21 protein-coding genes and 1 pseudogene are annotated in these 22063 nt (G+C 73.2%); 13 read left to right on the top strand and 9 right to left on the bottom strand.

Annotated elements, in window-relative coordinates:
* Nucleotides 1-195 precede the first annotated feature (195 nt).
* Genes ACZ4U4_RS06460 through ACZ4U4_RS06450 form a run of 3 tightly spaced genes read right to left on the bottom strand, consistent with a single transcriptional unit; the run spans nucleotide 196 to nucleotide 3049 of the window.
* The gene (locus ACZ4U4_RS06460; RefSeq protein WP_467869546.1) at nucleotides 196-1005 is read right to left on the bottom strand and encodes an ATP-binding cassette domain-containing protein; all 810 of its coding nucleotides are present in this window, start codon (nucleotides 1003-1005) and stop codon (nucleotides 196-198) included.
* The gene (locus ACZ4U4_RS06455) at nucleotides 1002-2069 is read right to left on the bottom strand and encodes an ABC transporter permease (protein WP_467869544.1); all 1068 of its coding nucleotides are present in this window, start codon (nucleotides 2067-2069) and stop codon (nucleotides 1002-1004) included. Before ACZ4U4_RS06455 ends, ACZ4U4_RS06460 begins: the two co-directional genes overlap by 4 nt.
* Nucleotides 2066-3049, bottom strand: coding sequence for a sugar ABC transporter substrate-binding protein (locus ACZ4U4_RS06450; protein WP_467869542.1), 984 nt, complete (start codon nucleotides 3047-3049; stop codon nucleotides 2066-2068). Before ACZ4U4_RS06450 ends, ACZ4U4_RS06455 begins: the two co-directional genes overlap by 4 nt.
* A 336-nt stretch (nucleotides 3050-3385) precedes the next feature.
* Between ACZ4U4_RS06450 and ACZ4U4_RS06445 the strand changes: the two genes are divergently transcribed.
* Nucleotides 3386-3856 (top strand): pyridoxamine 5'-phosphate oxidase family protein, encoded by a 471-nt coding sequence (locus ACZ4U4_RS06445; protein WP_467869540.1) that lies wholly within the window; start codon nucleotides 3386-3388, stop codon nucleotides 3854-3856.
* Nucleotides 3857-3876: 20 nt separating this feature from the next.
* Here the strand turns inward: ACZ4U4_RS06445 and ACZ4U4_RS06440 are convergent, their stop codons facing one another.
* Nucleotides 3877-4719, bottom strand: a complete 843-nt coding sequence (locus ACZ4U4_RS06440) for a transporter substrate-binding domain-containing protein (RefSeq protein WP_467869538.1) — start codon at nucleotides 4717-4719, stop codon at nucleotides 3877-3879.
* Nucleotides 4720-4930: 211 nt separating this feature from the next.
* Here ACZ4U4_RS06440 and ACZ4U4_RS06435 point away from each other — a divergent pair, with 211 nt between their 5' ends.
* The 3 genes and pseudogenes from ACZ4U4_RS06435 to ACZ4U4_RS06425 all read left to right on the top strand — a co-directional run bounded on the left by ACZ4U4_RS06435 (nucleotide 4931) and on the right by ACZ4U4_RS06425 (nucleotide 6170).
* Entirely contained in the window at nucleotides 4931-5428 is a 498-nt protein-coding gene (locus tag ACZ4U4_RS06435) for a ribonuclease FAU-1 family protein (RefSeq protein WP_467869536.1), read from the top strand.
* A gap of 47 nt (nucleotides 5429-5475) precedes the next feature.
* Nucleotides 5476-5721, top strand: a pseudogene (locus ACZ4U4_RS06430) (leucine-rich repeat domain-containing protein); the annotation flags it as partial.
* Nucleotides 5700-6170, top strand: a complete 471-nt coding sequence (locus tag ACZ4U4_RS06425; protein ID WP_467869798.1) for a leucine-rich repeat domain-containing protein — start codon at nucleotides 5700-5702, stop codon at nucleotides 6168-6170. The pseudogene ACZ4U4_RS06430 and the gene ACZ4U4_RS06425, both read left to right, overlap by 22 nt.
* Before the next feature lie 115 nt (nucleotides 6171-6285).
* On the opposite strand, the gene ACZ4U4_RS06420 is transcribed toward ACZ4U4_RS06425, so the two are convergent.
* The gene (locus ACZ4U4_RS06420) at nucleotides 6286-6954 is read right to left on the bottom strand and encodes a bifunctional 4-hydroxy-2-oxoglutarate aldolase/2-dehydro-3-deoxy-phosphogluconate aldolase (RefSeq protein WP_467869534.1); all 669 of its coding nucleotides are present in this window, start codon (nucleotides 6952-6954) and stop codon (nucleotides 6286-6288) included.
* A gap of 459 nt (nucleotides 6955-7413) precedes the next feature.
* Complete coding sequence (locus ACZ4U4_RS06415) at nucleotides 7414-7845, bottom strand: ribonuclease (RefSeq protein WP_467869532.1); 432 nt, start codon at nucleotides 7843-7845, stop codon at nucleotides 7414-7416.
* 362 nt (nucleotides 7846-8207) lie between these two features.
* Here ACZ4U4_RS06415 and ACZ4U4_RS06410 point away from each other — a divergent pair, with 362 nt between their 5' ends.
* The 3 genes from ACZ4U4_RS06410 (at nucleotide 8208) to ACZ4U4_RS06400 (ending at nucleotide 9969) form a co-directional block, all read left to right on the top strand.
* Nucleotides 8208-8831 (top strand): helix-turn-helix domain-containing protein, encoded by a 624-nt coding sequence (locus ACZ4U4_RS06410; protein WP_467869530.1) that lies wholly within the window; start codon nucleotides 8208-8210, stop codon nucleotides 8829-8831.
* A 71-nt stretch (nucleotides 8832-8902) separates the two neighbouring features.
* Nucleotides 8903-9103, top strand: a complete 201-nt coding sequence (locus ACZ4U4_RS06405; protein ID WP_467869528.1) for a DUF6126 family protein — start codon at nucleotides 8903-8905, stop codon at nucleotides 9101-9103.
* A 185-nt stretch (nucleotides 9104-9288) separates the two neighbouring features.
* Nucleotides 9289-9969, top strand: coding sequence for a thiaminase II/PqqC family protein (locus ACZ4U4_RS06400; protein ID WP_467869526.1), 681 nt, complete (start codon nucleotides 9289-9291; stop codon nucleotides 9967-9969).
* 43 nt (nucleotides 9970-10012) lie between these two features.
* On the opposite strand, the gene allB is transcribed toward ACZ4U4_RS06400, so the two are convergent.
* Entirely contained in the window at nucleotides 10013-11347 is a 1335-nt protein-coding gene (gene allB, locus ACZ4U4_RS06395) for an allantoinase AllB (RefSeq protein ID WP_467869524.1), read from the bottom strand.
* 469 nt (nucleotides 11348-11816) lie between these two features.
* Here allB and ACZ4U4_RS06390 point away from each other — a divergent pair, with 469 nt between their 5' ends.
* Nucleotides 11817-12620 (top strand): IclR family transcriptional regulator, encoded by an 804-nt coding sequence (locus ACZ4U4_RS06390; protein WP_467869522.1) that lies wholly within the window; start codon nucleotides 11817-11819, stop codon nucleotides 12618-12620.
* A 151-nt stretch (nucleotides 12621-12771) separates the two neighbouring features.
* Here ACZ4U4_RS06390 and ACZ4U4_RS06385 read toward each other — a convergent pair whose 3' ends face one another.
* Nucleotides 12772-13056: a DUF5955 family protein gene (locus ACZ4U4_RS06385; protein ID WP_467869520.1), complete on the bottom strand. Its 285-nt coding sequence runs from the start codon at nucleotides 13054-13056 to the stop codon at nucleotides 12772-12774.
* A gap of 424 nt (nucleotides 13057-13480) precedes the next feature.
* On the opposite strand from ACZ4U4_RS06385, the gene ACZ4U4_RS06380 reads away from it, so the two are divergent.
* From ACZ4U4_RS06380 to ACZ4U4_RS06360, 5 genes are all read left to right on the top strand, one after another.
* Complete coding sequence (locus ACZ4U4_RS06380; protein WP_467869518.1) at nucleotides 13481-13735, top strand: hypothetical protein; 255 nt, start codon at nucleotides 13481-13483, stop codon at nucleotides 13733-13735.
* 134 nt (nucleotides 13736-13869) lie between these two features.
* Nucleotides 13870-14514 (top strand): nucleotidyltransferase family protein, encoded by a 645-nt coding sequence (locus ACZ4U4_RS06375; protein WP_467869516.1) that lies wholly within the window; start codon nucleotides 13870-13872, stop codon nucleotides 14512-14514.
* 413 nt (nucleotides 14515-14927) lie between these two features.
* On the top strand, nucleotides 14928-16571 hold the full coding sequence (aceB, locus tag ACZ4U4_RS06370; RefSeq protein ID WP_467869514.1) for a malate synthase A: 1644 nt from the start codon (nucleotides 14928-14930) through the stop codon (nucleotides 16569-16571).
* 113 nt (nucleotides 16572-16684) lie between these two features.
* A complete protein-coding gene (locus tag ACZ4U4_RS06365) occupies nucleotides 16685-18439 on the top strand; it encodes a translation initiation factor 2 (RefSeq protein ID WP_467869512.1) in 1755 nt (584 codons plus the stop codon).
* Nucleotides 18440-18544: 105 nt separating this feature from the next.
* Nucleotides 18545-19360 (top strand): maleylpyruvate isomerase family mycothiol-dependent enzyme, encoded by an 816-nt coding sequence (locus ACZ4U4_RS06360; RefSeq protein ID WP_467869510.1) that lies wholly within the window; start codon nucleotides 18545-18547, stop codon nucleotides 19358-19360.
* Between the two features lie 302 nt (nucleotides 19361-19662).
* Here the strand turns inward: ACZ4U4_RS06360 and ACZ4U4_RS06355 are convergent, their stop codons facing one another.
* Entirely contained in the window at nucleotides 19663-21795 is a 2133-nt protein-coding gene (locus ACZ4U4_RS06355; protein WP_467869508.1) for a tetratricopeptide repeat protein, read from the bottom strand.
* Between the last annotated feature and the right edge of the window lie 268 nt (nucleotides 21796-22063).

Raw genomic sequence — 22063 nt, 5'->3', positions numbered from 1 at the left:
CCTGCGGGTCGGGAGGCCGGTCGGGCCTCGGTGTGCGGGCGGGGGTTCCGCCGGGGCTGCGGTGCGGGGGCCTTCCCTTCCGGTCGTCGAGACCCCCGGGTGCACGGGTTTGGTGCGATTGTGCATCACCGGCCAGGTCCGGCGCACCGCGGACGTGGGGGCGCGGGCGCATGCGCCGCGCGCCCCCTGGCGCGCTCAGCCGGGGCGGTGACCGCCGGGGAATTCCCCGGGCGCCTCGCGGGCCAGCTCGTGGCTGAGCTGCTCCAGCTCGCTGCCGCCCGCCATTTGGCGGGTGAGCTCCTCCAGCGAGATCTCCGACCGGGCGTGGCTGCCGGCCATCGCCCCGCGCTTGAGGAGGACGAAACGGTCGCCGACGAGGTAGGCGTGGTGCGGGTTGTGGGTGATCAACACCACGCCGAGCCCGGCGTCCCGGGCGGCCGCGACGTACTTCAGGACGACGCCGGACTGCTTGACGCCGAGCGCCGCCGTCGGCTCGTCCAGGACGAGGACCTTGGCGCCGAAGTAGACGGCGCGGGCGATGGCGACGCACTGCCGCTCGCCGCCGGAGAGGGTGCCGATGGGCTGGTCGACGTCGCGCAGGTCGATGCCCATCCGCAGCAGTTCACTGCGGGTGGTCTCGCGCATGGTGCGCACGTCCAGGCGGCGGAAGGGGCCGCGGCCCAGGGTCGGCTCGGAGCCGAGGAAGAAGTTCCGCCAGACCGGCATCAGCGGGACGACGGCGAGGTCCTGGTGGACGGTGGCGATGCCGCGGTCGAGGGCGTCGCGCGGGTTGACCAGGCGGGTCTCCTCCCCGTCGATCGTGAAGGTGCCGGCGTCGTGCTGGTGCAGCCCCGCGATGATCTTGATGAGGGTGGACTTGCCGGCGCCGTTGTCGCCGAGTACGCAGGTGATCTCCCCGGCGTGCACCTCCAGCGAGACGCCCTCCAGCGCCTTGACGTTGCCGTAGAACTTGCTGACTCCGGCCAGCTCGACGAGGGCCGTCATGCCTTCTCCTCCGCCCGTTTGCGCACCCACGCGTTCAGCAGTGTGGCGAGCAGCAGCATCGCCCCGAGGAAGAACTTGAACCAGTCCGGGTTCCACTGTGCGTAGACGATGCCCTTGCTGGTCATGCCGAAGATGAACGCGCCGACGGCGGAGCCGATCGCCGAGCCGTAGCCGCCGGTCATCAGACAGCCGCCGACGACCGCCGCGATGATGTACAGGAACTCGTTGCCGACGCCGTCGCCGGACTGGATCGCGTCGTACGAGAACAGCAGGTGCTGGCCGGAGATCCAGGCGGCGAGGGCGACGCCCATGTAGAGCCCGATCTTGGTCTTGACGACCGGGACGCCGACCGCGCGCGCCGCGTCGTCGCCGCCGCCCACCGCGAAGATCCAGTTGCCGACGCGGGTGCGCAGCAGGATCCAGGTGGCGACGGCGACCAGTACGAGCCACCACAGGATGGTGATCTGGATGTCGACGCCGCCGAGCGTCAGATGCGAGGCGAAGACCGCGCGGGCGGAGTCGAAGCCCTCCATGTCGGCGATGGACTTCGTGGAGACGGTGCCGCTGATCAGCTTGGTGAAGCCGAGGTTGAGGCCGGTCAGCATGAAGAACGTGCCGAGCGTGATGATGAAGCTGGGCAGCTTCGTACGGGTCAGCAGGAAGCCGTTGAAGAACCCGATGGCGAGGGTGACCAGCAGCGACACCCCGACGCCGACCCAGGTGTTCGCGGTCATCTGGTAGCTGAACATCGACGAGATCAGCGCCGAGCTGACCACCATCACCCCGGCCGAGAGGTCGAACTCCCCGCCGATCATCAGCAGCGCGACGGGCACGGCCATGATGCCGATCGTCGACGAGGCGTACAGCACCGTGGAGAGGCTGGACGCCCGCAGGAAGGGTTCGGCGACGCAGGCGAAGAAGACGAAGACGGCGATCGCGCCGACGACCGAGCCCAGCTCGGGGCGGCCCATCAGGCGGTGCAGCGGGGAGCGGCGCAGCAGCCGTTCGTCGCCGGTCGCCGCGTCCGTGAGCGATGCGGAGGCGCCCTTTCCGGCCGGGCTCATCGGGTGCCCCGCTTCGTGTACTCCTGGAGCGCCGCGGCGTCCTTCTTGGTGATCACCTGCGGGCCGGTGAGCACGGGCTTGCCGCCGCCGAGCATGTCGGAGTTGTACTTGTACAGCCACAGCAGGTCGATGGCCTCGTACCCCTGGAGGTAGGGCTGCTGGTCGACGGCGAAGCCGAGGGAGCCGTCCTTGAGACCGTCGGCGACCTGCGAGTTCAGGTCGAAGGTGTCGATCTCGGCCTTGCTGCCCGCCTGCTCCTTGGCCTTGACGGCGGTGGGCGCGAAGGGCGCGCCGAGGGTGACGACCGCGTCGATCGACGGGTCGGCCTGGAGCTTGGACTCGATGGACGACTGCACGTCGGGCATGTTGGTGCCCTCGACGTACAGCTTCTGCAGCTCGCCCTTGAAGGTCTTCTTCGTGCCGTCGCAGCGCTGCTCGTGGCCGACGTTGCCCTGCTCGTGCAGGACGCAGAGGGCCTTCTTGCGGCCGCGGTGGTTCAGCTCCTCGCCGACCGCCTCACCGGCGACCGTCTCGTCCTGCCCGATGTGGCTGAGCGCGCCGAACTTCTTCGAGTCCTCGGCGCCGGAGTTCACCGTGATCACCGGGATCCCGGCCTTCTCGGCCTTGGCCACGACGGCCTTCATGGCGTCGGGCTTGGCGAGGGTGACGATCAGGCCGTCGACCTTCTGGTCGATGTAGGACTGCACCAGCTGGCTCTGGCGCTGGGCCTCCTTGTCGTGGCCGTAGACGAACTTGATGTTGTCCTTGGCCGCGGCCTGCTGTGCGCCGTTCTGGACGATGTCCCAGAAGGTGTCGCCGTCCCCGGAGTGGGTGACCATCGCAAAGGTCCACCTGGGGGTGTTCACCGCCGCCTTGCCGCCGGCGACCTGCGCCGCCCGTGCGTCCTCGGCACGTTTGCCTCCGGTACTGCTGCACCCCGCGAGGGAGGCGCCGAGCACCGCAGCCAGCACGGCGCCCATGACGCGTACGCCTCTTCGAACCCTTGCCACGAGGTCTTGCCCTTCCGCCGATTGTCACGCTCTGTCGGGGAGTCGCCGCATGCCGTTCCCGGAACGCCGGCCCCAACCGACCAAGTATCCGTTACCTGCGATCTGTACCGGTTCGTGGGGTCTGGCTCCGGGCCGGCGGCGGTGGCTCCGGCCCGGGAGCGTAGCTCAGGGGCGGCCCCGGAGCGGGACCGCGGCGGAAGAACGGGAGGAACGGATGCCGCCGGGCGGGGCCGGGAGGGGCCGCTCCGCCCGGTTTGCTCACGCTCCGTTGTGGGCCGGGTGTCGTACGCCATACCCTCCTCTTCCATGACGACCACCGGATCTTCCCCCGACGGGCCCCGCAGCCCGGAGCGGCGCAAGCGTGCGGCGCTGGATCGGCTCGCGCGGGACAACGACGTCTGGATCGCCACCGCCGACGCCACCGGCGAGCCGTGCCTGGTCCCGCTCGCCTTCTGGTGGGACGGCGAGACGGTCTGGCTGGCCACCCGCGACACCAACCCGACGGGCCGCAACCTGTGCGCCTCGGGCCGGGCCCGGCTCGCCTTCGGCCACCCCCGGGACGTGGTCCTGGTCCACGGCACCGCCCGGATGCTGCCCCGCGAGGAGCTGCCGGAAGGGGTCGGCGACGCCTTCGCCGCCAAGGACGGCTGGGACCCCCGCGAGGACCACCCCTCGTACGTCTTCTTCCAGGTCACCCCGGAGGTGATCCAGGCGTGGGGCACGGTCGCCGAGATGACCGGCCGGACCCTGATGCGCGCCGGGAAGTGGCTGGTCTGACGGTTGCGGGGTGCCCCGGGTCACTTCATCCAGGCGTCCTCGTACTTCTGGTACGTCCCGTCGTGCGTCGCCAGGTGCACCCACTGGTTGACGTACGCGGTGAACTCGGCGTCGCCGCGCGGCACGGCGTACGCCTTCTCGGAGAAGGTGAACGGCTGGTCGGGGTGGAGCGCGCACAGCTCCGGGTGGATCTTCGCCTGGTAGCGGGTCTCCCCCGCGTCGGTCATCATCACATCGGCGCGACCGGCGATGATCTCGTCGAAGATCGTGGTGTTGTCCGGGTGCACGGTGATCTTCGCCTGCTTCAGCCGCGCCCGCGCGAACTCCTCGTTCGTCCCGCCGGGATTGACGACCACCCGCGTCTCCGGCCGGTCGATCTGCTTCAGCGTCCCGTACTTCTCCTTGTCCGCACAGCGCACGATCGGCGTCTTGCCGTCCTCCCGGGTCGGCTCGGTGAACGCGACCTTGCGGGCCCGCGGCAACGTGATCGAGACGCCGCCCATGGCGACATCGCACCGCCCCGCGGTGAGGTCCCCGACCAGCGACGCCCAGGTGCTCGCGATATACCGCGGCTTGGCGTCCAGGCTCTTCGCCAGGTCCTTCGCCATGTCGATGTCGACACCGCTGTACGCGCCGGTCTTCGGGTCCCGGTAGGTGTAGGGCCGGTAGTCCCCGGTCGTACAGACCCGCAGCACCCCGCGGCGCGCCACGGTGTCCAGCAGCGAGATGCCCGGCTGCGGACGGTGCGCCTCCGCCGCGGTCGGCGCCGCACCGGGTGCCGGCGCAGGCGTGGCCGCGGACGGCGCGGCAGCGGTGCCGGCGAGCAGCACGGCCAGAGCGGGGAGGACGGCAGAACGCTTCATGGGGGCGGGCTCCTGTAGACGGCGCGGGGTCGGGGTCAGAGGGTGGCGCGGACAGCGTGGCAGAGGGGGCGCGGGGGGTGAAGAGGGTGATCGGTGGGTGGGACGGGGTGCGGGGCACCGATGCCATTCCCACCTGCACGGATCTCCCAAGTCCGCCACACTGAGCCGTACTTGCCGAACGAGCGCTTCGCGAGAGAGTGGAGAGAGTGCGATGCCCCAGCAGCTGGACGTGGTGCTGACCAAGGCCGGACGGACCAAGATCCGGTATCCGGCCGAGGTGCTGGCGGACGACGGCTCCCGGATCTCGGTCCTGGCCGCCTGGGCGGCGCCCGGGGTCCGCGACTTCGGCTTCGTCCGCTTCGAGCCCGGCGACGAGTTCACCGAGCACTACTGGCGCGACCGCTGGTACGCCGTCAAGGAGGTACGCGACGGCCGGGGGACGCTCAAGGGCTGGTACTGCGACATCACCCGCCCCGCCGTGCTCCGCGCCGGCGCCCCGGGCCCGGCGGAGCTGACGGTCGAGGACCTGGACCTCGACCTGTGGGTGTCGGCGGACGGCTCCCAGGTGCTCCGCCTCGACGAGGACGAGTTCGCCGCGAGCGGCCTCGCCGCCCGCGACCCGGAAGCGGCCCGCCGGGCCCTCTCCGCCCTGGACGAGCTGGAACGGGTCGCGAAGGAGGGCGGTTTGCCGGGTCTGGTGGCCGGTTGATCGTCATCGCGTCCGACGAGGAGACACGACCGAGACCCCGAGGACAGATGACCGCACCGCACACCCTGAACCTGTGGCGCCAACCGCTCGGAACCGTCCCCGCATCCGTCTGGGACCGGACCGACCTCCGCGTACTGATCCTCGCCGACACCGGGCTCACCGCCCTCCCGGCGGAGATCGGACGACTGCGGCGGCTCCGTACCCTGGATCTGGGGCACAACGCCCTCACCTCGCTGCCGGACGCACTCGGCGCGCTGACCGGGCTGGACGGCTGCCTCTACCTCCACGACAACAAGCTGTCCCGGCTCCCCGACCGGCTGGGCCGGTTGACGCGGCTGCGCTACCTCAACGTCGGCGAGAACCTCCTCACCGCCCTGCCGGAGACCATCGGCACCACAACCGGCTCACCGCACTGCCCGGCACGATCGGCCGGCTGCACCGGCTGCGGGAACTGTGGCTACGCGGCAATGCCCTCACCCGGCTGCCACCGTCGGTCGCCGGGCTGCACGATCTGCGCCATCTGGACCTGCGGGAGAACGCCCTCACCGAACTGCCCGAGGCGCTGGCGGAACTGCCGCGCCTGCGCCATCTCGACCTGCGGAGCAACCGCCTCGGGCAGCTCCCGGGGTGGGTCGTCCGCCTGCCCGCGCTGGAGAAGCTGGACCTGCGGTGGAACGCCGTCGCACACGACCACCCGCTGGTGACGGCGCTGGAGCGACAGGGGTGCGTCGTCTGGACGTGAACCACCCACCGCCGACCGCGGCGCCCCGGGCGCTCGCCGCACCGGACCGAACCGGCCCCGGAACGACGAGCGTCCGGTCACTCCCCTCAGCACACGGGGGACGCCCTCGCCGCCCTCAGTATTCGTAGAACTCCATCGCGCCCTCCGGGACCGGGGTGTCCGAGGCGGCCTCCGCGAGCCGGGACAGCAGGGCGGAGGCGCGCTTGGTGACGGTGTCGCGGTCGCCGTCCGAGAGGGCGGAGCCGAGGCCGACGGCCACCGCGCCCGCCGCGATCCACTCGGGCGCGCTCTCCACGCTCAACCCGCCCACCGGGAGCAGCGGCGCCTGCGGCAGGGCGGCGCGGATCTCGCCGAGCCAGGACGGCCGGCGCTCCGCCGCGGGGAAGACCTTGAGCGCGTCGGCGCCCAGCTCCAGGGCGCGGACCATCTCGGTCGGGGTGGCGACACCGGGGAAGACGGGGATGCCGTAGCGGTGGCCCGTACGGATCACCTCCTCGTCCAGGCTCGGCGAGGACAGGAAGCGGGCCCCGGCGTCGACCGCCATCCGGGCCGACACCGCGTCAAGGACCGTCCCGGCGCCGATGACCGCGTCCTCGCCCAGCTCACGGGTGAGCGTGGTGACGGCCTCCAGCGCGAACGGTGTGGTCAGGGATATCTCCAAGGTGGTGACGCCTGCCGACAGCAGGGTGTCGGCGGTGGCGCTCGCCTCGTCGTACGTCGTGCTGCGCACGATGGCGAAGACCCGCTGCGCCAGCGCGGCCCGGGTGATCTCCCAGCGATACACGGCAGTTCGCCGCCCTTTCCTCGTCCATGAACGACCGTGCCACCCGGCCGCGGCCGGTGCGGCGGTCTCCGCGCGCGGGCGACCCGCGACAGGTCGGAGTATTACCACCGATGCCCGGTCATTTCTTGATTCGACCGGAACGCTACCGGCAGCCACTGACAATTCTCCCGCGGGGGGCCACCGTACGTCCCTGAAGCGGCGACATCCCAGGGATCTTTCAGGGTTACCCGCACGGCAACTCACCGCGACCACTCTGACCTCGGACGCCGGCCCGCCACGCAGACGGGAACCGCCCGCAACGGTTACAGGACAGGGACAGAGAGGGATGGGCGGCAGGGGAAACAGGGGCGGCAGGGGCACCTCCACCCCCGCCCGCAGACCCCGGACAACGCGAACGGCGGCCGGGATGCCCGCAGCATCCCGGCCGCCGTCTGTGCCCGGTGGGTACCGGGCGCCGGCTCAGCAGCCGAAGTCGACGAGGTTGAAGGTCGCGTAGTGGTCGGAGGTGTAGTAGTCCTCCTGCTTCTTCTCACCGGTCACGATGCGGCGCGCGCCGCGGTCCGGGGAGCCCGGGGTGACAACGGTGAATTCGTGGTAGTAGCCGGAGCTCTGCTGCGGCAGTATCCCCTCGCGGTTCGAGAAGACCGTGCCGTCCTTCGGATACGGGTAGGGGCCGCCCTTGGCGATCAGGTCGAGGGTGTCGTGGGCCTCGGCGGGCAGCTTCGACTGGCAGATCTTGCCGACGCTCGCCGCCTGCACGTGCTGCGCGGAGACCGCCGCGTGCGCCGTGGCGGTGCTCGGGGTGGCCGCGACGGCGGTGCCACCGAGGAGAAGGGCCGATGCGAGGGCGCCCGCGGCGCCGATCCGGGTGATCCGTGGGGGGATTCTCATGCCCCCAAGCATGACGCGCGTAGACATGACCCTGTCAATGCCAAGGAGCGGAAGTTTCCCGGTCGTTCACAAGGATCCCCCGAACGGCGCAACACGGCCACGTCCACGCCCCCTTGCCGTTCCCTGCACCCCTGAGACACCGTCACCTCCACCCGACTCCCACACGCCGGGCGGCCGTTACTACTCCCCGCATCGCCCGCCGATTCCCTCGCGGACGCATCGCCCCGGCCCCTCCACCGGCAGCCGGGAACCCCGCGAAGCCCGCGGAACGATCGAGGGAGGGGTGAGGAGAACGAGCCGCCGGACTTTGCCTCTCTGGCAAAACTTTTGCCTCTGAGGTCAAGGCTGGCTATACCGAGTACATGACCGAGACCCCGCAGGACGCCCCCGCAGAGGCGGCGGAGCTGCCCACCGTCGCGCCCCGGCTGCGCGATCTGCGGCGCCGCAGCGGGCTGACGCTGGAGACGGCCGCCCGGCGGGTCGGGCTGTCGCCCGCGCACCTGTCCCGGCTGGAGACCAATCGCCGGCAGCCCTCGCTGCCGATGCTGCTCGCGCTGGCACGCACGTACGGAACCACGGTATCCGACCTTCTCGGCGAGACCGCTCCGGAGCGGGACCCGATCATGCGGGCCGGCCGGACCGAGCCGTCGGAGGCCGGGGGCTGGACGTACTGGACGGTCGGCGGCGCCGGCCGGGCCATGCAGGCGCTCCGGGTGCACGTACCGCAGCGGGCGCAGGGCGATCTGGTGCGGGTGCACCCGGGCGAGGAGTGGCTGTACGTCCTCACCGGGCAGCTGCGGCTGACGCTCGGCGAGGCGGTGCATCTGCTCGGCCCGGGTGACGCGGCGCACTTCGATTCGCTGACCCCGCACCGCATCGCCGCGGCCACCCGGGCCGGCGCCGAGATGCTCTTCGTCCACACGCTGTTGCAGAGCGGCGCCGCCGAGCTGTGCCTGGGGGACGACACCCCACGACGCGGCCTGTGAGACCGCCCACCGCTTTCGGTGCCGCGGAGCCGCCGCGCACCGCACCGCTTCGTGAGGGAAGGACGAACGCCGTGCCCGACCACTCCACCCCTGCCGTCCCCGGGACGCCCGCCGACTCCGACGCCGTCGCGCCGCCGCCCGCGAGCGAACGGAAGTACGTCGAGAACAAGCCGCCGCGCGGGCTCTACGTGCGGGTGTTCATCTACGTCGTGGCGACGCATGTGCTGCTGGCGTTCATGAGCGTGCTGGTCTTCGCCGCCAAGACGCGCTGACGCCACCGGGGCCCCGGGAGGGCCGGGCGGGCCCGTGCGGGCGGTGCTCCCCCGGCCCTCCCGGCGCGTCGGCGGGCCGCCCGGTGCCGGGCCCGCACGCTGAGAGCACACCTCGGCCGCCGGGCCGCGTGCCGCGCACGGTGCGGCGCCGTGGGCGGCCGTCCCGTACCGGAGGAGATCCCGCCATGGTCCGACCCGCCGACACCGCGCCCCGGCCGACCGCGGACGCCGTGCTCGACGCCGCCGTACGCGCCCTCGCCCCGGACTCCGGCGCGAACCGGACGGTCGAGCGGATCGCCGCCGGGCAGGCGCCGCGCACGGTGTTCACCACGTTCGCGCTGGAACAGCACCGGGTGATCACCTCGGACCGGCTCAGTCTCCGCCATCTGACGCACCGGGCCGATGCCGATCCGCCGGTCGCCGCCTTCTTCGAGCTCCTCGCGGACGGCGAGACGGTCGCCCTGGAGCGGCTGGCGGAGCTGACCGAGGCGCTGGAGATCGCCCCGTCCACCGTCGACGGCTACGAGCCGCGGCCCGGCTGCCAGGCGTACCCCTCGTACGTGGCGCGGCTGGCGCTCGGTGTGGAGCCGGTCGATGTGGTGATCGCGGTGACCGCGAACATCGCCGCCTGGGGTGCTTACTGCGCCCGGGTGGGCGGCGCGATGCGGGAGCACTACGGCCTCCCGGAGGCGGCGTGCGGGTTCTTCGACCTCTTCGCCGCGCCGTCGCCGGAACTGGACCGGCGGGCCCTGGCGGCCGTCGCGCACGGGCTGGAGACCGGCCAGGCCCGGCCGCTGGAGGCACACCGGCACGGCCGGCTCCTCCAGGCGTACGAGCTGATGTTCTGGGACGCGCTGGAAGGCTGAGCGGCGCCCGGCCGCCGGTGCGGCCGGGCGGCGGTGGGTCCCCCTAGGGGCGGGTGAGGAGTTGCCCGGTGGGCGCGGCGAGGGTGGCGCCGTCGTTGATCTTGTGGCCGCGCAGCCAGGTGGAGCGCACCACGCCGTGCAGGGTCTTCCCGGCGTACGCGGTGATCTTGTTGCGGTGCTGGAGGGCGGCCGGATCGACGGTGAACGTCTCGTCGGGCGCGAGGACCGCGAAGTCGGCGTCCCGGCCCGCCTCGATGGCGCCCTTCCGTCCGAGGCCGACCAGCGCGGCGGGGGCGGTGGCCATCCAGCGGACCACGTCCTCCAGGGAGTGGCCGCGGGCGCGGGCCGCCGTCCAGATGGCGGGCAGGCCCAGCTGGAGGGAGGAGATACCGCCCCAGGCGGCGCCGAAGTCGGCGGTCTTGAGGTCGGCGGTGGACGGCGAGTGGTCGGAGACGATGCAGTCGATCGTGCCGTCCGCCAGGCCCTGCCAGAGCGCGTCCTGGTTGGCGCCCTCGCGGATCGGCGGGCAGCACTTGAACTCCGTGGCGCCGTCGGGGATCTCCTCGGCGGTCAGGGTCAGGAAGTGCGGGCAGGACTCGACGGTGATCCGGACGCCCTCGGCCTTGGCCGCGGCGATCAGCGGCAGCGCGTCGGCGGAGGAGAGGTGCAGGACGTGCACCCGGGCGTGCAGCCGCCGGGCGAGCGCGATCAGGGCGGCGATGGCGTCGTCCTCGCAGACGCGGGGGCGGGAGGCGAGGAAGTCGGCGTACCTGGGGCCGCTGGGCACGGGCGCCGCGTCCAGGTGGTGCGGATCCTCGGCGTGCACGATCAGCAGGCCGCCGAAGCCGGCGATCTCCTCCAGGGCGAGGACCAGCTGTTCCTGGTCCAGCTCGGGGAACTCGTCCACGCCGGAGGGCGACAGGAAGCACTTGAAGCCGAAGACCCCGGCGTCGTGGAGCGGGCGCAGGTCCTTGACGTTGCCGGGGATCGCGCCGCCCCAGAAGCCGACGTCGATATGGGCCTTGGCGGCGGCGACCTCGCGCTTGGTGTCGAGGTGGGCGGTGGTGGTGGTCGGCGGGAGGCTGTTGAGGGGCATGTCCACGAGCGTGGTGATGCCGCCCGCGGCGGCCGCGCGGGTGGCGGTCCAGAAGCCCTCCCACTCGGTGCGCCCGGGGTCGTTGACGTGTACGTGGGTGTCCACCAGGCCGGGCAGCAGGACGTCGTCGCCGAAGTCCTCGACCCGGGCGCCGTCCGGCACCGCGGCGTCGTGCGGCAGGACCGCCGCGATCGTCCCGCCGCTGACGGCGACGGACGCGGCGCGCGTCCCCTCCGGGGTGATGACGCGCGTGCTGCGCAGCACCAGCTCTACTTCGGACACCCGGTCCCCTCCTCGTCTCTCGTGCTCCGTGTCGTCGACGACCGGTCGCGGAGCCGGACGGCCGGGCCGCACATCGGCGCTCACCAGGTCTTCAACAGACTGTTGAAGGAGTTTCACCGGCGGGCCCGGACCCGTCAAGACCCTTCCGGGCCCCGCGGACACCGCCCGGGGAGCCGCGCGCCGACCCTCGCGACGGGAGAGCGGAAAACCTCTTCACACGGCTAGATGATTCCGCCAAATGGATAATAAGTTTCGAGAAGCAGAACGTAACCAGGGCCGCCGACCAGGTCAAGGGATCCCGGACGCGAGATCGCCGGCCCGGCCGGACTTCCGTGACCGAGGCGCTGACCGGCGCGAACGACTGTGCGATACGCCGTGTGTCCGGGAAACGGGACCGGTAGGCTGCACCGGTCGGGCCCGGCGCCCGTACCAGCCGAGACCGACCCCTCCGCCCCGAAAGGAAAGCGACGTGCCGCCGTCCAGCGCCAGCACCTCCGCCGCCGATGCCAAGCCCGCGGGCGCGAGCGGCGGCGTCCAGTCCCTCGAGCGCGCCTTCGATCTGCTGGAGCGGATGGCCGACGCCGGGGGCGAGGTCGGCCTCAGCGAGCTGTCCGCCAGCAGCGGCCTCCCGCTGCCCACCATCCACCGCCTGATGCGCACCCTCGTGGCCTGCGGTTACGTCCGTCAGCAGCCCAACCGCCGGTATGCGCTGGGCCCCCGTCTGATCCGCCTCGGCGAGAGCGCCTCGCGGCTGCTCGGCACCTGGGCGCGGCCGTTCCTGGCCCGGCTGGTCGAGGAGACCGGCGAGACCGCCAACATGGCGCTGCTCGACGGCGACGAGATCGTCTACGTCGCGCAGGTCCCCTCCCGGCACGCCGTGCGGATGTTCACCGAGGTCGGCCGGCGGGTCCTGCCGCACTCCACCGGCGTCGGCAAGGCACTGCTCGCCGGACACCCGCCGGAGGAGGTCCGGGCGCTGCTCGGACGGACCGGTATGCCCGCGGCGACAGAGAAGACGATCACCGACCCGGACGCCTTCCTCGACGCGCTCGCCGAGGTCCGGCGCCTGGGCTACGCGGTCGACGACAACGAGCAGGAGATCGGCGTCCGCTGCTTCGCGGTCCCGGTCCCCGACTCCCCCACCTCCGCGGCAATCTCCATCTCCGGGCCGACCGGCCGGGTCACCGAGGCGTCGACGGAGAAGATCGTGCCGGTCCTCCAGGAGGTCGCCGCCCAGCTGTCGGTGGCCCTGGCGAATCAGACACCGGCCTGAGCACTCCTTCCCGTATGTGCCACGGGTCCCGGTTCGCCGGTCGGCCCGTGGCATACGGGGACCGGCCCCGGGGTGGATGCCCCGGGGCCGGTCGTTTTCCGGGGTGCGCGCCCCGGCCACCCTCCGGTGCGCGCACTCCTGAGCCGGTGCCTCAGCGGCGCCCGGATGGCCCGCAGAACCGCTCGACGCCCGCGCGGACATCGGCCCATGCGGGCGACAGGGCGCTGACGGATCCGACGGCGCCGGCGATCAGCAGCAGTGAGCGGCGCAGCCGGGGCACCTCGGGCAGACCTTCACGGACCATCGCGTCCAGGGCGGCCAGCTCATCGTCGGCCACCGCACGGTCCGGTAACTCGTAGGACAACAGGGCCAGTTCGCGGCGGAGCCGGGCCACCGCGGTGCGCAGTTCGTACCTCCGCGGATCGACCCCGGCCACACCCGGACCTCCGCGCCCCCTTTGTCTCTGCTCCACGACGACGGCGCCCTCCAAGGAAGTTGAGCGTTCGACAATGCCGGACAGTTAACGCCACGGCGCGCCGGATGCGCCATATGCGGGACGCGATCCGTCGAGCTCCTCACCTCGGGCGAGCGAGCGCGCCACCGCGGAATCGGACCCGTTCGGCGGAGCGCGAGGATGCCGCGAACCACCCGCCGCGCGCCGTCGCGCACGGCGCGCGGCCTGCGCAGTGCGCCCCGGAGAACCCTCCAGGCTTCCCCGTAGGGGCCGGACCATTCCTCCGCACATCTGCTCCCCCTCCCCGCCTTCCGCGTGAGCGTCCGCCGGGACAGGCGTACGGGACGCCGGGACGGAGCAGCATCCTTCCGGGCATATCCGGTATATCCCAGAATCGGAGAACGCGATGGACTCTCAACGCGACCCGTACAGCGACCCCGAGCCGGAGCACGGCCACGAAGTGGCCCCCGACCGGAGCCACACCAGCGTGGTCCAACTGATCTGCCGCGCCTACGGCCTCGCGGACGCCTCGGAGATCACCGTCGAGCACATGCACCGGTACGTCACCGAGCGCCGCCTCGCGGAGCAGCGTACACACGGTGTCCGCGGCGCCCTGCGGCCGTGGATCCCCCGTCCGCGTACGGCGGGCGACGCGGGCTGACGCCGGGCGAACCGGCCCAGCCCGGAAGGGGCCGGACGCGGAAGGGGCATCGCGAGCCGGTGCGGCACCGGCGGGCGGCGCCCGGCCCCGGGGTGCGGCTCCGGGACACGATGTCATGGGGTATGCACTCCCCCATGACATCGACACCGCACCCGTCCACCACGGCACCGGCCCCGGGACGCCCGCCCCGCCCCGGGGAGGTCGCGGGAGTGCTGCTCGCCGCCGGGGGCGGGCGGCGGCTGGGCGGGCGCCCGAAGGCATTGCTGGAGTTCCGCGGCCGGCCGCTGGTGGAGCATGCGGCGCGGGTGCTGCGGGAGGGCGGCTGCGGCCCCGTCCACCTCGTCCTGGGCGCCGCGGCGTCCGAGGTGCGGGCCCGCGCGGACCTCTCCGGCTGCGCCGTGCACACCAACCCCGACTGGGCCTCCGGGATGGGCTCATCCCTGCGGACGGGCCTGGCCGCGCTCGCCGGTTCGGGGTGCGGTGCGGCGCTCGTCATGCTGGTCGACCAGCCGGGCATCGGCCCGGAGGCGGTGGCGCGGGTCGCCGCGGCGTACGACGGTCCGGACGCGCTGGCGGCAGCCGCGTACGAGGGGCGGCGCGGGCATCCGGTGCTCTTCGGCGCGGACCGGTGGGCGGAGATCGCCGCGACCGCCGAAGGCGACCGCGGCGCCCGCGCCTACCTCCGCCACCACGCCGCCGCACTGACCCTCGTCGAGTGCGCGGACATCGCGGCGGCGTACGACATCGACACCCCGGAGGATCTGCACCTCCTCGGGTGAACAGCAGTGGGAGGGAAGGGAGTTGAGGCGGGCGCGGGACGGTCTCGGCCGGGGCCGAGGGGCGGGCACCGCGCGGGGAACTTTCAGGAACCCTTCCTGAAGGCGGGCGCCCCGGCCGCGCCGGAACCTTCAGGCTCCCTCCCTGAAAACAAGCCGCACCCCCGCCCGCACCCGCTCGCCCACCCCGCTCGCGGCATGGCACCCGGAGCCACCACGGGCCCGCTTCTGTCGACCCGGAGAATCTCGACATCAACAAACGATTGAACTTCCGCGATAAGGAAACTAGTCTCCACTGGTCAGAAGCGCCCTGAACCCGAACGGCGCCCGCGACCGTACGTCCGGCCCCGCGGCACCCCGTGCCACGTGGCCTCCCGGCGGCCGCTCGGCACCGCCGCTGAATGGAGTGACAGCTCATGTCCGCACCAGCGCCGTCCCCGCTGGCCCTCGCCGATGTCGACCCCGCGCGCGTGCCCGCGCGTCAGGACGAGGTCCTCACCGACGCCGCGCTCGCCTTCCTGGCCGAGCTGCACCACCGGTTCACCCCGCGCCGCGACGAGCTGCTCGCCCGGCGTGCCGAGCGCCGCGCCGAGATCGCCCGGACCAGCACCCTCGACTTCCTGCCCGAGACCGCGCACATCCGCGCGGACGACACCTGGCGGGTCGCCGAGCCGCCCGCCGCGCTCAACGACCGCCGGGTGGAGATCACCGGCCCGACCGACCGCAAGATGACCATCAACGCGCTGAACTCCGGCGCCAAGGTCTGGCTCGCCGACTTCGAGGACGCCTCCGCTCCCACCTGGGAGAACGTCATCGGCGGCCAGCTCAACCTCACCGACGCCTACGAGCGCCGCATCGACTTCACCGACCCGCGCTCGGGCAAGTCGTACGCCCTCAAGGACGCCGGTGAGCTGGCGACCGTCGTCATGCGGCCGCGCGGCTGGCACCTCGACGAGCGGCATCTGACGGTCGACGGCAAGCCCGTCCCCGGTGCGCTGGTCGACTTCGGCCTGTACTTCTTCCGCAACGCCCAGCGGCTCCTGGACCTCGGCAAGGGCCCGTACTTCTACCTGCCCAAGACCGAGTCGCACCTGGAGGCCCGCCTCTGGAACGACATCTTCGTCTTCGCCCAGGACTACGTCGGCATCCCCCAGGGCACCGTCCGCGCCACGGTCCTCATCGAGACCATCACCGCCGCGTACGAGATGGACGAGATCCTCTACGAGCTGCGCGACCACGCCTCCGGGCTGAACGCCGGCCGCTGGGACTACCTCTTCTCCATCGTCAAGAACTTCCGCGACGGCGGCGCCAAGTTCGTGCTGCCGGACCGCAACGCCGTGACGATGACCGCGCCGTTCATGCGCGCGTACACCGAACTCCTCGTCCGCACCTGCCACAAGCGCGGTGCGCACGCCATCGGCGGGATGGCCGCGTTCATCCCCAACCGCCGCGACCCGGAGGCCAACGAGAAGGCGCTGGCGAAGGTGGCGAACGACAAGGACCGCGAGGCCGGGGACGGCTTCGACGGCTCCTGGGTCGCCCACCCCGACCTGGTGCCGATCGCCCGCGCCTCGTTCGACGCGGTCCTCGGCGACCGGCCGAACCAGAAGGAGCGGCTGCGCGAGGACGTCGACGTCAAGGCGGCCGACCTGATCGCCATCGACTCCCTGGAGGCGAAGCCGACGTACCAGGGCCTGGTCGACGCCGTGCAGGTCGGCACCCGCTACATCGAGGCGTGGCTGCGGGGCCTGGGCGCCGTCGCGATCTTCGGCCTGATGGAGGACGCGGCGACCGCCGAGATCTCCCGTTCGCAGATCTGGCAGTGGGTCGACGCGGGCGTCGTCTTCGAGGACGGCGACCACGCGGGCGAGAAGGTCACCGCCGAACTGGTGCGCTCCGTCGCCGCCACCGCGCTGGCCGACATCCGGGCCGAGGTCGGCGAGGAGGCGTTCACCACGGGCCGCTGGCAGCAGGCGCACGACCTGCTGCTCCAGGTCGCCCTCGATGCCGACTACGCCGATTTCCTGACCCTTCCGGCGTACGCGGTGCTGGAGGGCTGAGCCCGGCCCCGTACCGGTGGAGGGCGTGGCCACAGGGGCACGCCCTCCACCGCCGCCCCGATTGCCCGCACCGGGCGGCGGGGCGGCGGCGGGCGCCGAGTACGCTCTTCCGCATGCCGTCGTTCCCGCCCGAGCCCGTCCGCCCCGGCGGTGACGCGCTCCGGCCGGCGGGCCACGCCTTATCCGAAGGGCGGCGGACGGCGGAGACCGCACGGACCGTGCTCTTCGCGGCGCGTTCCGCGGTGGCGCTGCACCGCCTCCTCGACATCCTCCCGGTCTTCGCCGGTGACCACCGCATCACCCGGGTCTTCTCCCTCGTCCCCGGCTCGGACTTCTCCACCGACGCGCTCGCGGCACTGGAGGCCGCCGGGGCCCGCACCGTCCCCTGGAGCGAGGCCCTCGGCACCCCCTACGACCTGACGCTCGCGGCCAGCCCCAAGGGCGATCTGCACCGGCTGCGCGGGCCGCTCGCGCTGCTGCCGCACGGCGCCGGGTTCAACAAGTCGCTGCCTTCCGACGGTTCGGACCGCGCCGCGTCCGGGCTCGACGCCGCCTATCTGGTGCGGGGCGGCACCCCGCTGGCCACGCTGCACGCCCTCGCCCACCCGGGGCAGATCGACCGGCTCGCCGCCCGGAGCCCGGCGGCCGCCGCCCGCGCCGCGGTCGTCGGCGATCCCACCCTGGACCGGCTGCTCGCCTCCCGGGGCCTGCGCGACCGCTACCGCGCCGCGCTCGGCGCCGGCGGCCGCCGGCTGATCGCCCTCACCTCGACGTGGGGCCCGCGGTCGCTGCTCGCCCGGCATCCCGGGCTGCCCGCCCGCCTCGCCCGCGAACTGCCGCTGGACGAATACCGGTTGGCCCTGCTGATCCACCCCAACGCGTACAGCAGCGCGGGCCGCCACGAACTCACCGAACGGCTCGCGCCCGCCCTCGCCGCCGGTCTGACGATGGCCACGCCGTACGAGGAGTGGGCGTCGGTCCTGGTGGCGGCCGATGCCGTGCTGTGCGACCACGGGTCGACGGCGCTGTACGCGGCGGCGCTGGGCCGCCCGCTGCTGTCGGTGTGCGACGGCGGCGACGAGCTGATCCCCGGCACCCCGATGGACCGTCTCCTCGCGGCGATCCCCGTCTTCGAGAAGCCCGGGGACATCGCCGAGGCCCTGCGTACGCACCGCGCCGAGCGGGTCACCGAAGCCGCCGCGGCGGCCTTCGCCGAACAGGGCAACGCCCTGCCCCGGCTCCGCGCCCGGCTCTACGCCTGCCTGGACCTGACGCCGCCCACCACACCCCTCGCACCCCGGCTGCTGCCCGTACCGCGCGCCGCCGCACCGCTCCCGGCGGCCTGCGCGGTACGCACCCGGGTGGACGGCACGGCGGTCTCCGTGGTGCGCCACCCGGCGGACCACGATCCCGAGGACCACCCCGGTGACGACGGTCCCGACGCCCCGGCCGGGCATCTCGCCGTGGAGGAGGACGCGGCCGGGGTCCATCTGGCCCAGGGTGCGGCGCTGTTGTTCCGCCGCGCCCGGGGCGGGCCGGGCGACGCGGCGTGGACCACGGCCGGCTGGATCGACGAGGCGTTCGCCGCGTACCCGGGACGGCGCACCGTGGCCGCCGTCCTCACCCCGTCGCTGTCGGTCCTGCGCCGCCGCGGCGGCCCCCTGCTGGCGGCGCGGACCGAACCGTACGAGGAGGCGGGGCGGATCGTCCGCCCGGACCAGGCGGCGGTGCTGTCCGCGCTGCACGCCTGGCTCACCGCCACCCCGGACGCCGCCGTGCCCACGGCGCTGACCTGCACGGTCGGGGAACGGACGTACCGGGTCCGCGTGGCGGAGGCGACGGCGGAGCAGGCGCGCCGGGAGCTGTGAGCCGGGCGTCCCGGGCCTGTTCGCCGTGCGAGCTCCGGGGCCCGGAACCCTCCGGTCCGGGCGCGGGGAGGGGGCGTTGTCAGTGGCCGGTCCTACCGTGAACGCATGGAGGACATGAGCTTGATGCGCTTCGACCGGATGACCTTCGAGAGCCGGTGCGCCGAGATCGTCAGCCAGACCGGGCTGCTCGCCTCGGCGCTGACCGGTGCCGACCTCACCGCACCGGTGCCGTCCTGTCCGGGGTGGAACGCCGGGCAGCTGCTGCGCCATCTCGGGGGCGCCCAGCGCTGGGCCGCGGAGATCGTCCGCACCAGTGCCTCGGCGCCGCCGTCCGATGCGCACTTCCGCGATCTGACGCCGTACGCACACGAGGACCCGGACGTCCTCGGTCCGTGGCTCACGGAGGGCGCCGCGATACTCGCCGCCACGCTCCGGATGGCCGGGCCCGAAGCGCCGTTGTGGACACCGGTTCCCGGCGGCACGGCGGCGTTCTACGCCCGCCGCTTCGTCCACGAGACGGCGATCCACCGGGCCGATGCGTTCCTCGCGCTGGGCGTGCCGTACGCCCTCGACGCCCCGGTCGCCCTCGACGGGGTGGAGGAGTGGCTGGAGTTGGGGACGCTGCCGATGCACTTCGACATCCACCCCGCGATGCGTGACCTCCTCGGCCCCGGGCGCACGGTGGCGCTGCGGGCCACCGACGCACCGCCGGAGGCGGCGGCCGCCTGGCTGGTCGACTTCACCGGCGACGCGATCGTCCGGCGCCGCACCCGCGAGCGGGCCGCCGCCACCGTCCGCGGCCCGCTCACCGCACTGCTGCTGGCGCTCTACCGCCGCCGTCCGGCCGCCGGTGACGGCCTGACGGTCGAGGGCGACGCGGCGCTGGTGGACTTCTGGCTGGAGCGGGTGCCCTTCGGCTGACCTGTCCCCCGATGGACCGTCGGCTCACGAAAAAGGTCCCCTCCTCGGCTGAGGAAGGGACCTTGTCCAGAGCGCCCGGCAGGCCTTGCACCTACATTTCCCACCGGTTGGTGGGCGTCTTTCCTTGGACCACGGACGCACGCTCCACCCGCCGTTCCCGGAGGCGAAGTTGCACCATGATCATATCGGATCGCGGCAGCTCAGCGCACCACCGGCCGGGTCGGCCCGGTACGCCGGAGGGAACACACCGCCGCCCTGCCCGTCCGTGGGCGGAGCGGCCACCGCACGCCTCCGACGTCGCGTTACGAGGCGGGGGCCGCCCCGCCTTCCCGCGCGCGGATCGCCGCGGCCCGCTCCCGGTGCCCGGCCGCCGCCTCCATGTGTCCGGCCTCCTCCTCCAGCGCGGCGAGGGCGTCGAGGACCCGCGCCTCCTCGAAGGTGGAGCCGCGCCGCCGGGCGGCGTCGAGCGCGGCCCCGAAGCGGTCGCGCGCGGTGTCGGGGCGGCCTTGACGTTGCTCCACCCGGCCCAGGGCGAAGGCGGTACGGGCGATCATCCGGTCGCGCCCCAGCTCCTGCGCCGCCGCGTACGCCGCGGCCAACTCGGTCTCCGCGAGATCGAGTTCACCGAGGGCTTCGCGGGCCAGGCCCAGCTGGTAGGTGAGCAGCATCGCGCCGTAGTCGTTGTCGATCTCACGGTGGATGGCGCGGGAGCGCACATAGTCGGGGACGGCGTCGGCCCAGCGGCCGCCCTCCGCCCCGAGGCGGCCGCGGAACTCCAGCGCGGAGGCGTAGAGCTTGCGGTCGTCGGGCTCCTCCCCCAGCAGTTCGGCGCCGTGCACCGCCGCGGTCAGCTCGCGCCCGGCGTCGGCGAACCGGCGCTGTTCCCACAGCGGGCGGGCCAGCTGGCAGCGCATCCGGATCGTGGCCCGGAGGTTCTCGGCGCGCTGTGCGGCGTCCCGGCCCAGGGCGAAGGTCACCGCGGACTCGGCGCTGCGCGGGTGGTCGAGCATGTGCGTCCAGAGCGGTTCGCACAGCGCCCAGGCCAGGTCGTACCAGCCGGCGTCGTGGGCGATGCGGACGCAGGTGTGCAGGGCGCGCCGCTCCGCCGTCAGCCAGCGGTGGGCGACGGCCTTCCGCTCCGGCTCCGGCGCGGTGAGGTCCGTGTCGTCGGCGCCGGGCACCGGCGGGGCGGGCGGGGCGAGGGTCAGCCGCGTACCGGCGGCCTGTGCGTCGGCGCGCTGGGCCTGGCGCAGATACCAGCCGACGACGCGGCGCAGGCCGTCGGCGCTCTCCTGCGGGCCGCCCTCGTCGCGGGCGCGGCGCAGTGCGTGGGCCCGGACCAGCGGGTGCATCCGCGGACGCCGGACGGGCGGGCCGGCCGCGCCCTCCTCGGCCGGGTCGCACACCACGTCGACCAGCCCGGTGTCGGCCAGCTCCGCCAGCGCGTCCTCGGCGGCTTCCTGACCGGCGCCCAGCAGCGCCACCACGGCCGCCTCGGAGAGCACGTCGCACGCCTCCGCGGCGAGCAGCCGGTACAGCCGCCTCGCCTGCGGTCCGAGGTCGCGGTAGGCGGCATCCCATACGGGCTCGATGTCCGGCACGCCCTTCTCCCTCAGTTCGGTGGCGAGTCCGGTGATCAGCCGCGGCCAGCCGCGGTGCCGGTGCCTGCGCACCCAGCGTCCGGCGACGCGGAGCGCCGCGGGCGATCCCGCGCACAGCCGGGCCAGTTCGGCGGCGGTCTGCGGCGCAGCGGACAGTTCGGGGTCGTCGACGATGCGCTGGAGCAGCCGTACGGCGTCGGCCTCCCGCAGCGGTTCGAGGGACAGCTCGACCTCGGCGGCGTACTCCAGGTCGTCCAGGCGCCGTGACCCGGCGAGGATCACCACACTGCCCGCGGACGCCGGGAGGAGCGGTTCGGCCTCCGCGGCGTAGCGGACGTTGTCGATGACGACGACCAGCCGGCGGTGCTGGGTGCGGTCCCAGTACTGCGCGGCGCGTCCGGCGAACGTCGGCTCCACCCACTCCGGCGTCACGCCCAGGTCGCGCAGCAGCCGGGCGATCACATCGCCGACGGAGACGCCGCCGTCGTGCCGCATACCGTCGAGGTCGACGTAGAGGACGCCGTCCGGGTACCCCTCGCGCAGGGTCCGGGCGAGCCGGAAGCCGAGGGTGGTCTTGCCGACGCCGCGCAGCCCGCGGAGCGTGACGATCAGCGGGCGCCGGGCCTCGGGGCGCTCGCGCTCCCAGTCGCGTACGGTCCGCAGGACGAGGGCCTGTTCGTCGTCACGGTCGGTGAAGTGGGGGACTTCCGGCGGCAGCTGACAGGGCGGCCGGTGCGTCGACTGGTGCAGGTGCAGTTCCTGGATCGAATCGGCCTGCACCAGGCTGTTGATATGGGCCTGACCGCCCACGCTGTTCCGCGTCTCCTCGGCCATGCGCCAACTGTATGTGGTGCGGCGGCGCGGTGGGCGGCACTTGGCGGGCGGCCACGGGCGCGGAGCCGCGCCGGGGCGCTGGGCGGACACCTTCGCCGGTCACGGGCCCGCGCGGCGCGTCCGCCGCTCCCGGCCCAGGGCCACTCCCCTCTCAACTCCCTTGATCCATAAGGGAATCGGCGTGCCCGGGGTCGTGCGCGACTCCTGTACGCGTCCCCTGAAGTCTGGTAGGAAAGCTTCCTAACGATTGGGGAACTCCCCACAGCCC

The organism is Streptomyces sp. NPDC029159 (genome assembly GCF_055564055.1).
The sequence above is the reverse complement of the archived record's forward strand: the minus strand, read 5'-3'. Positions and strand labels throughout refer to the sequence as shown.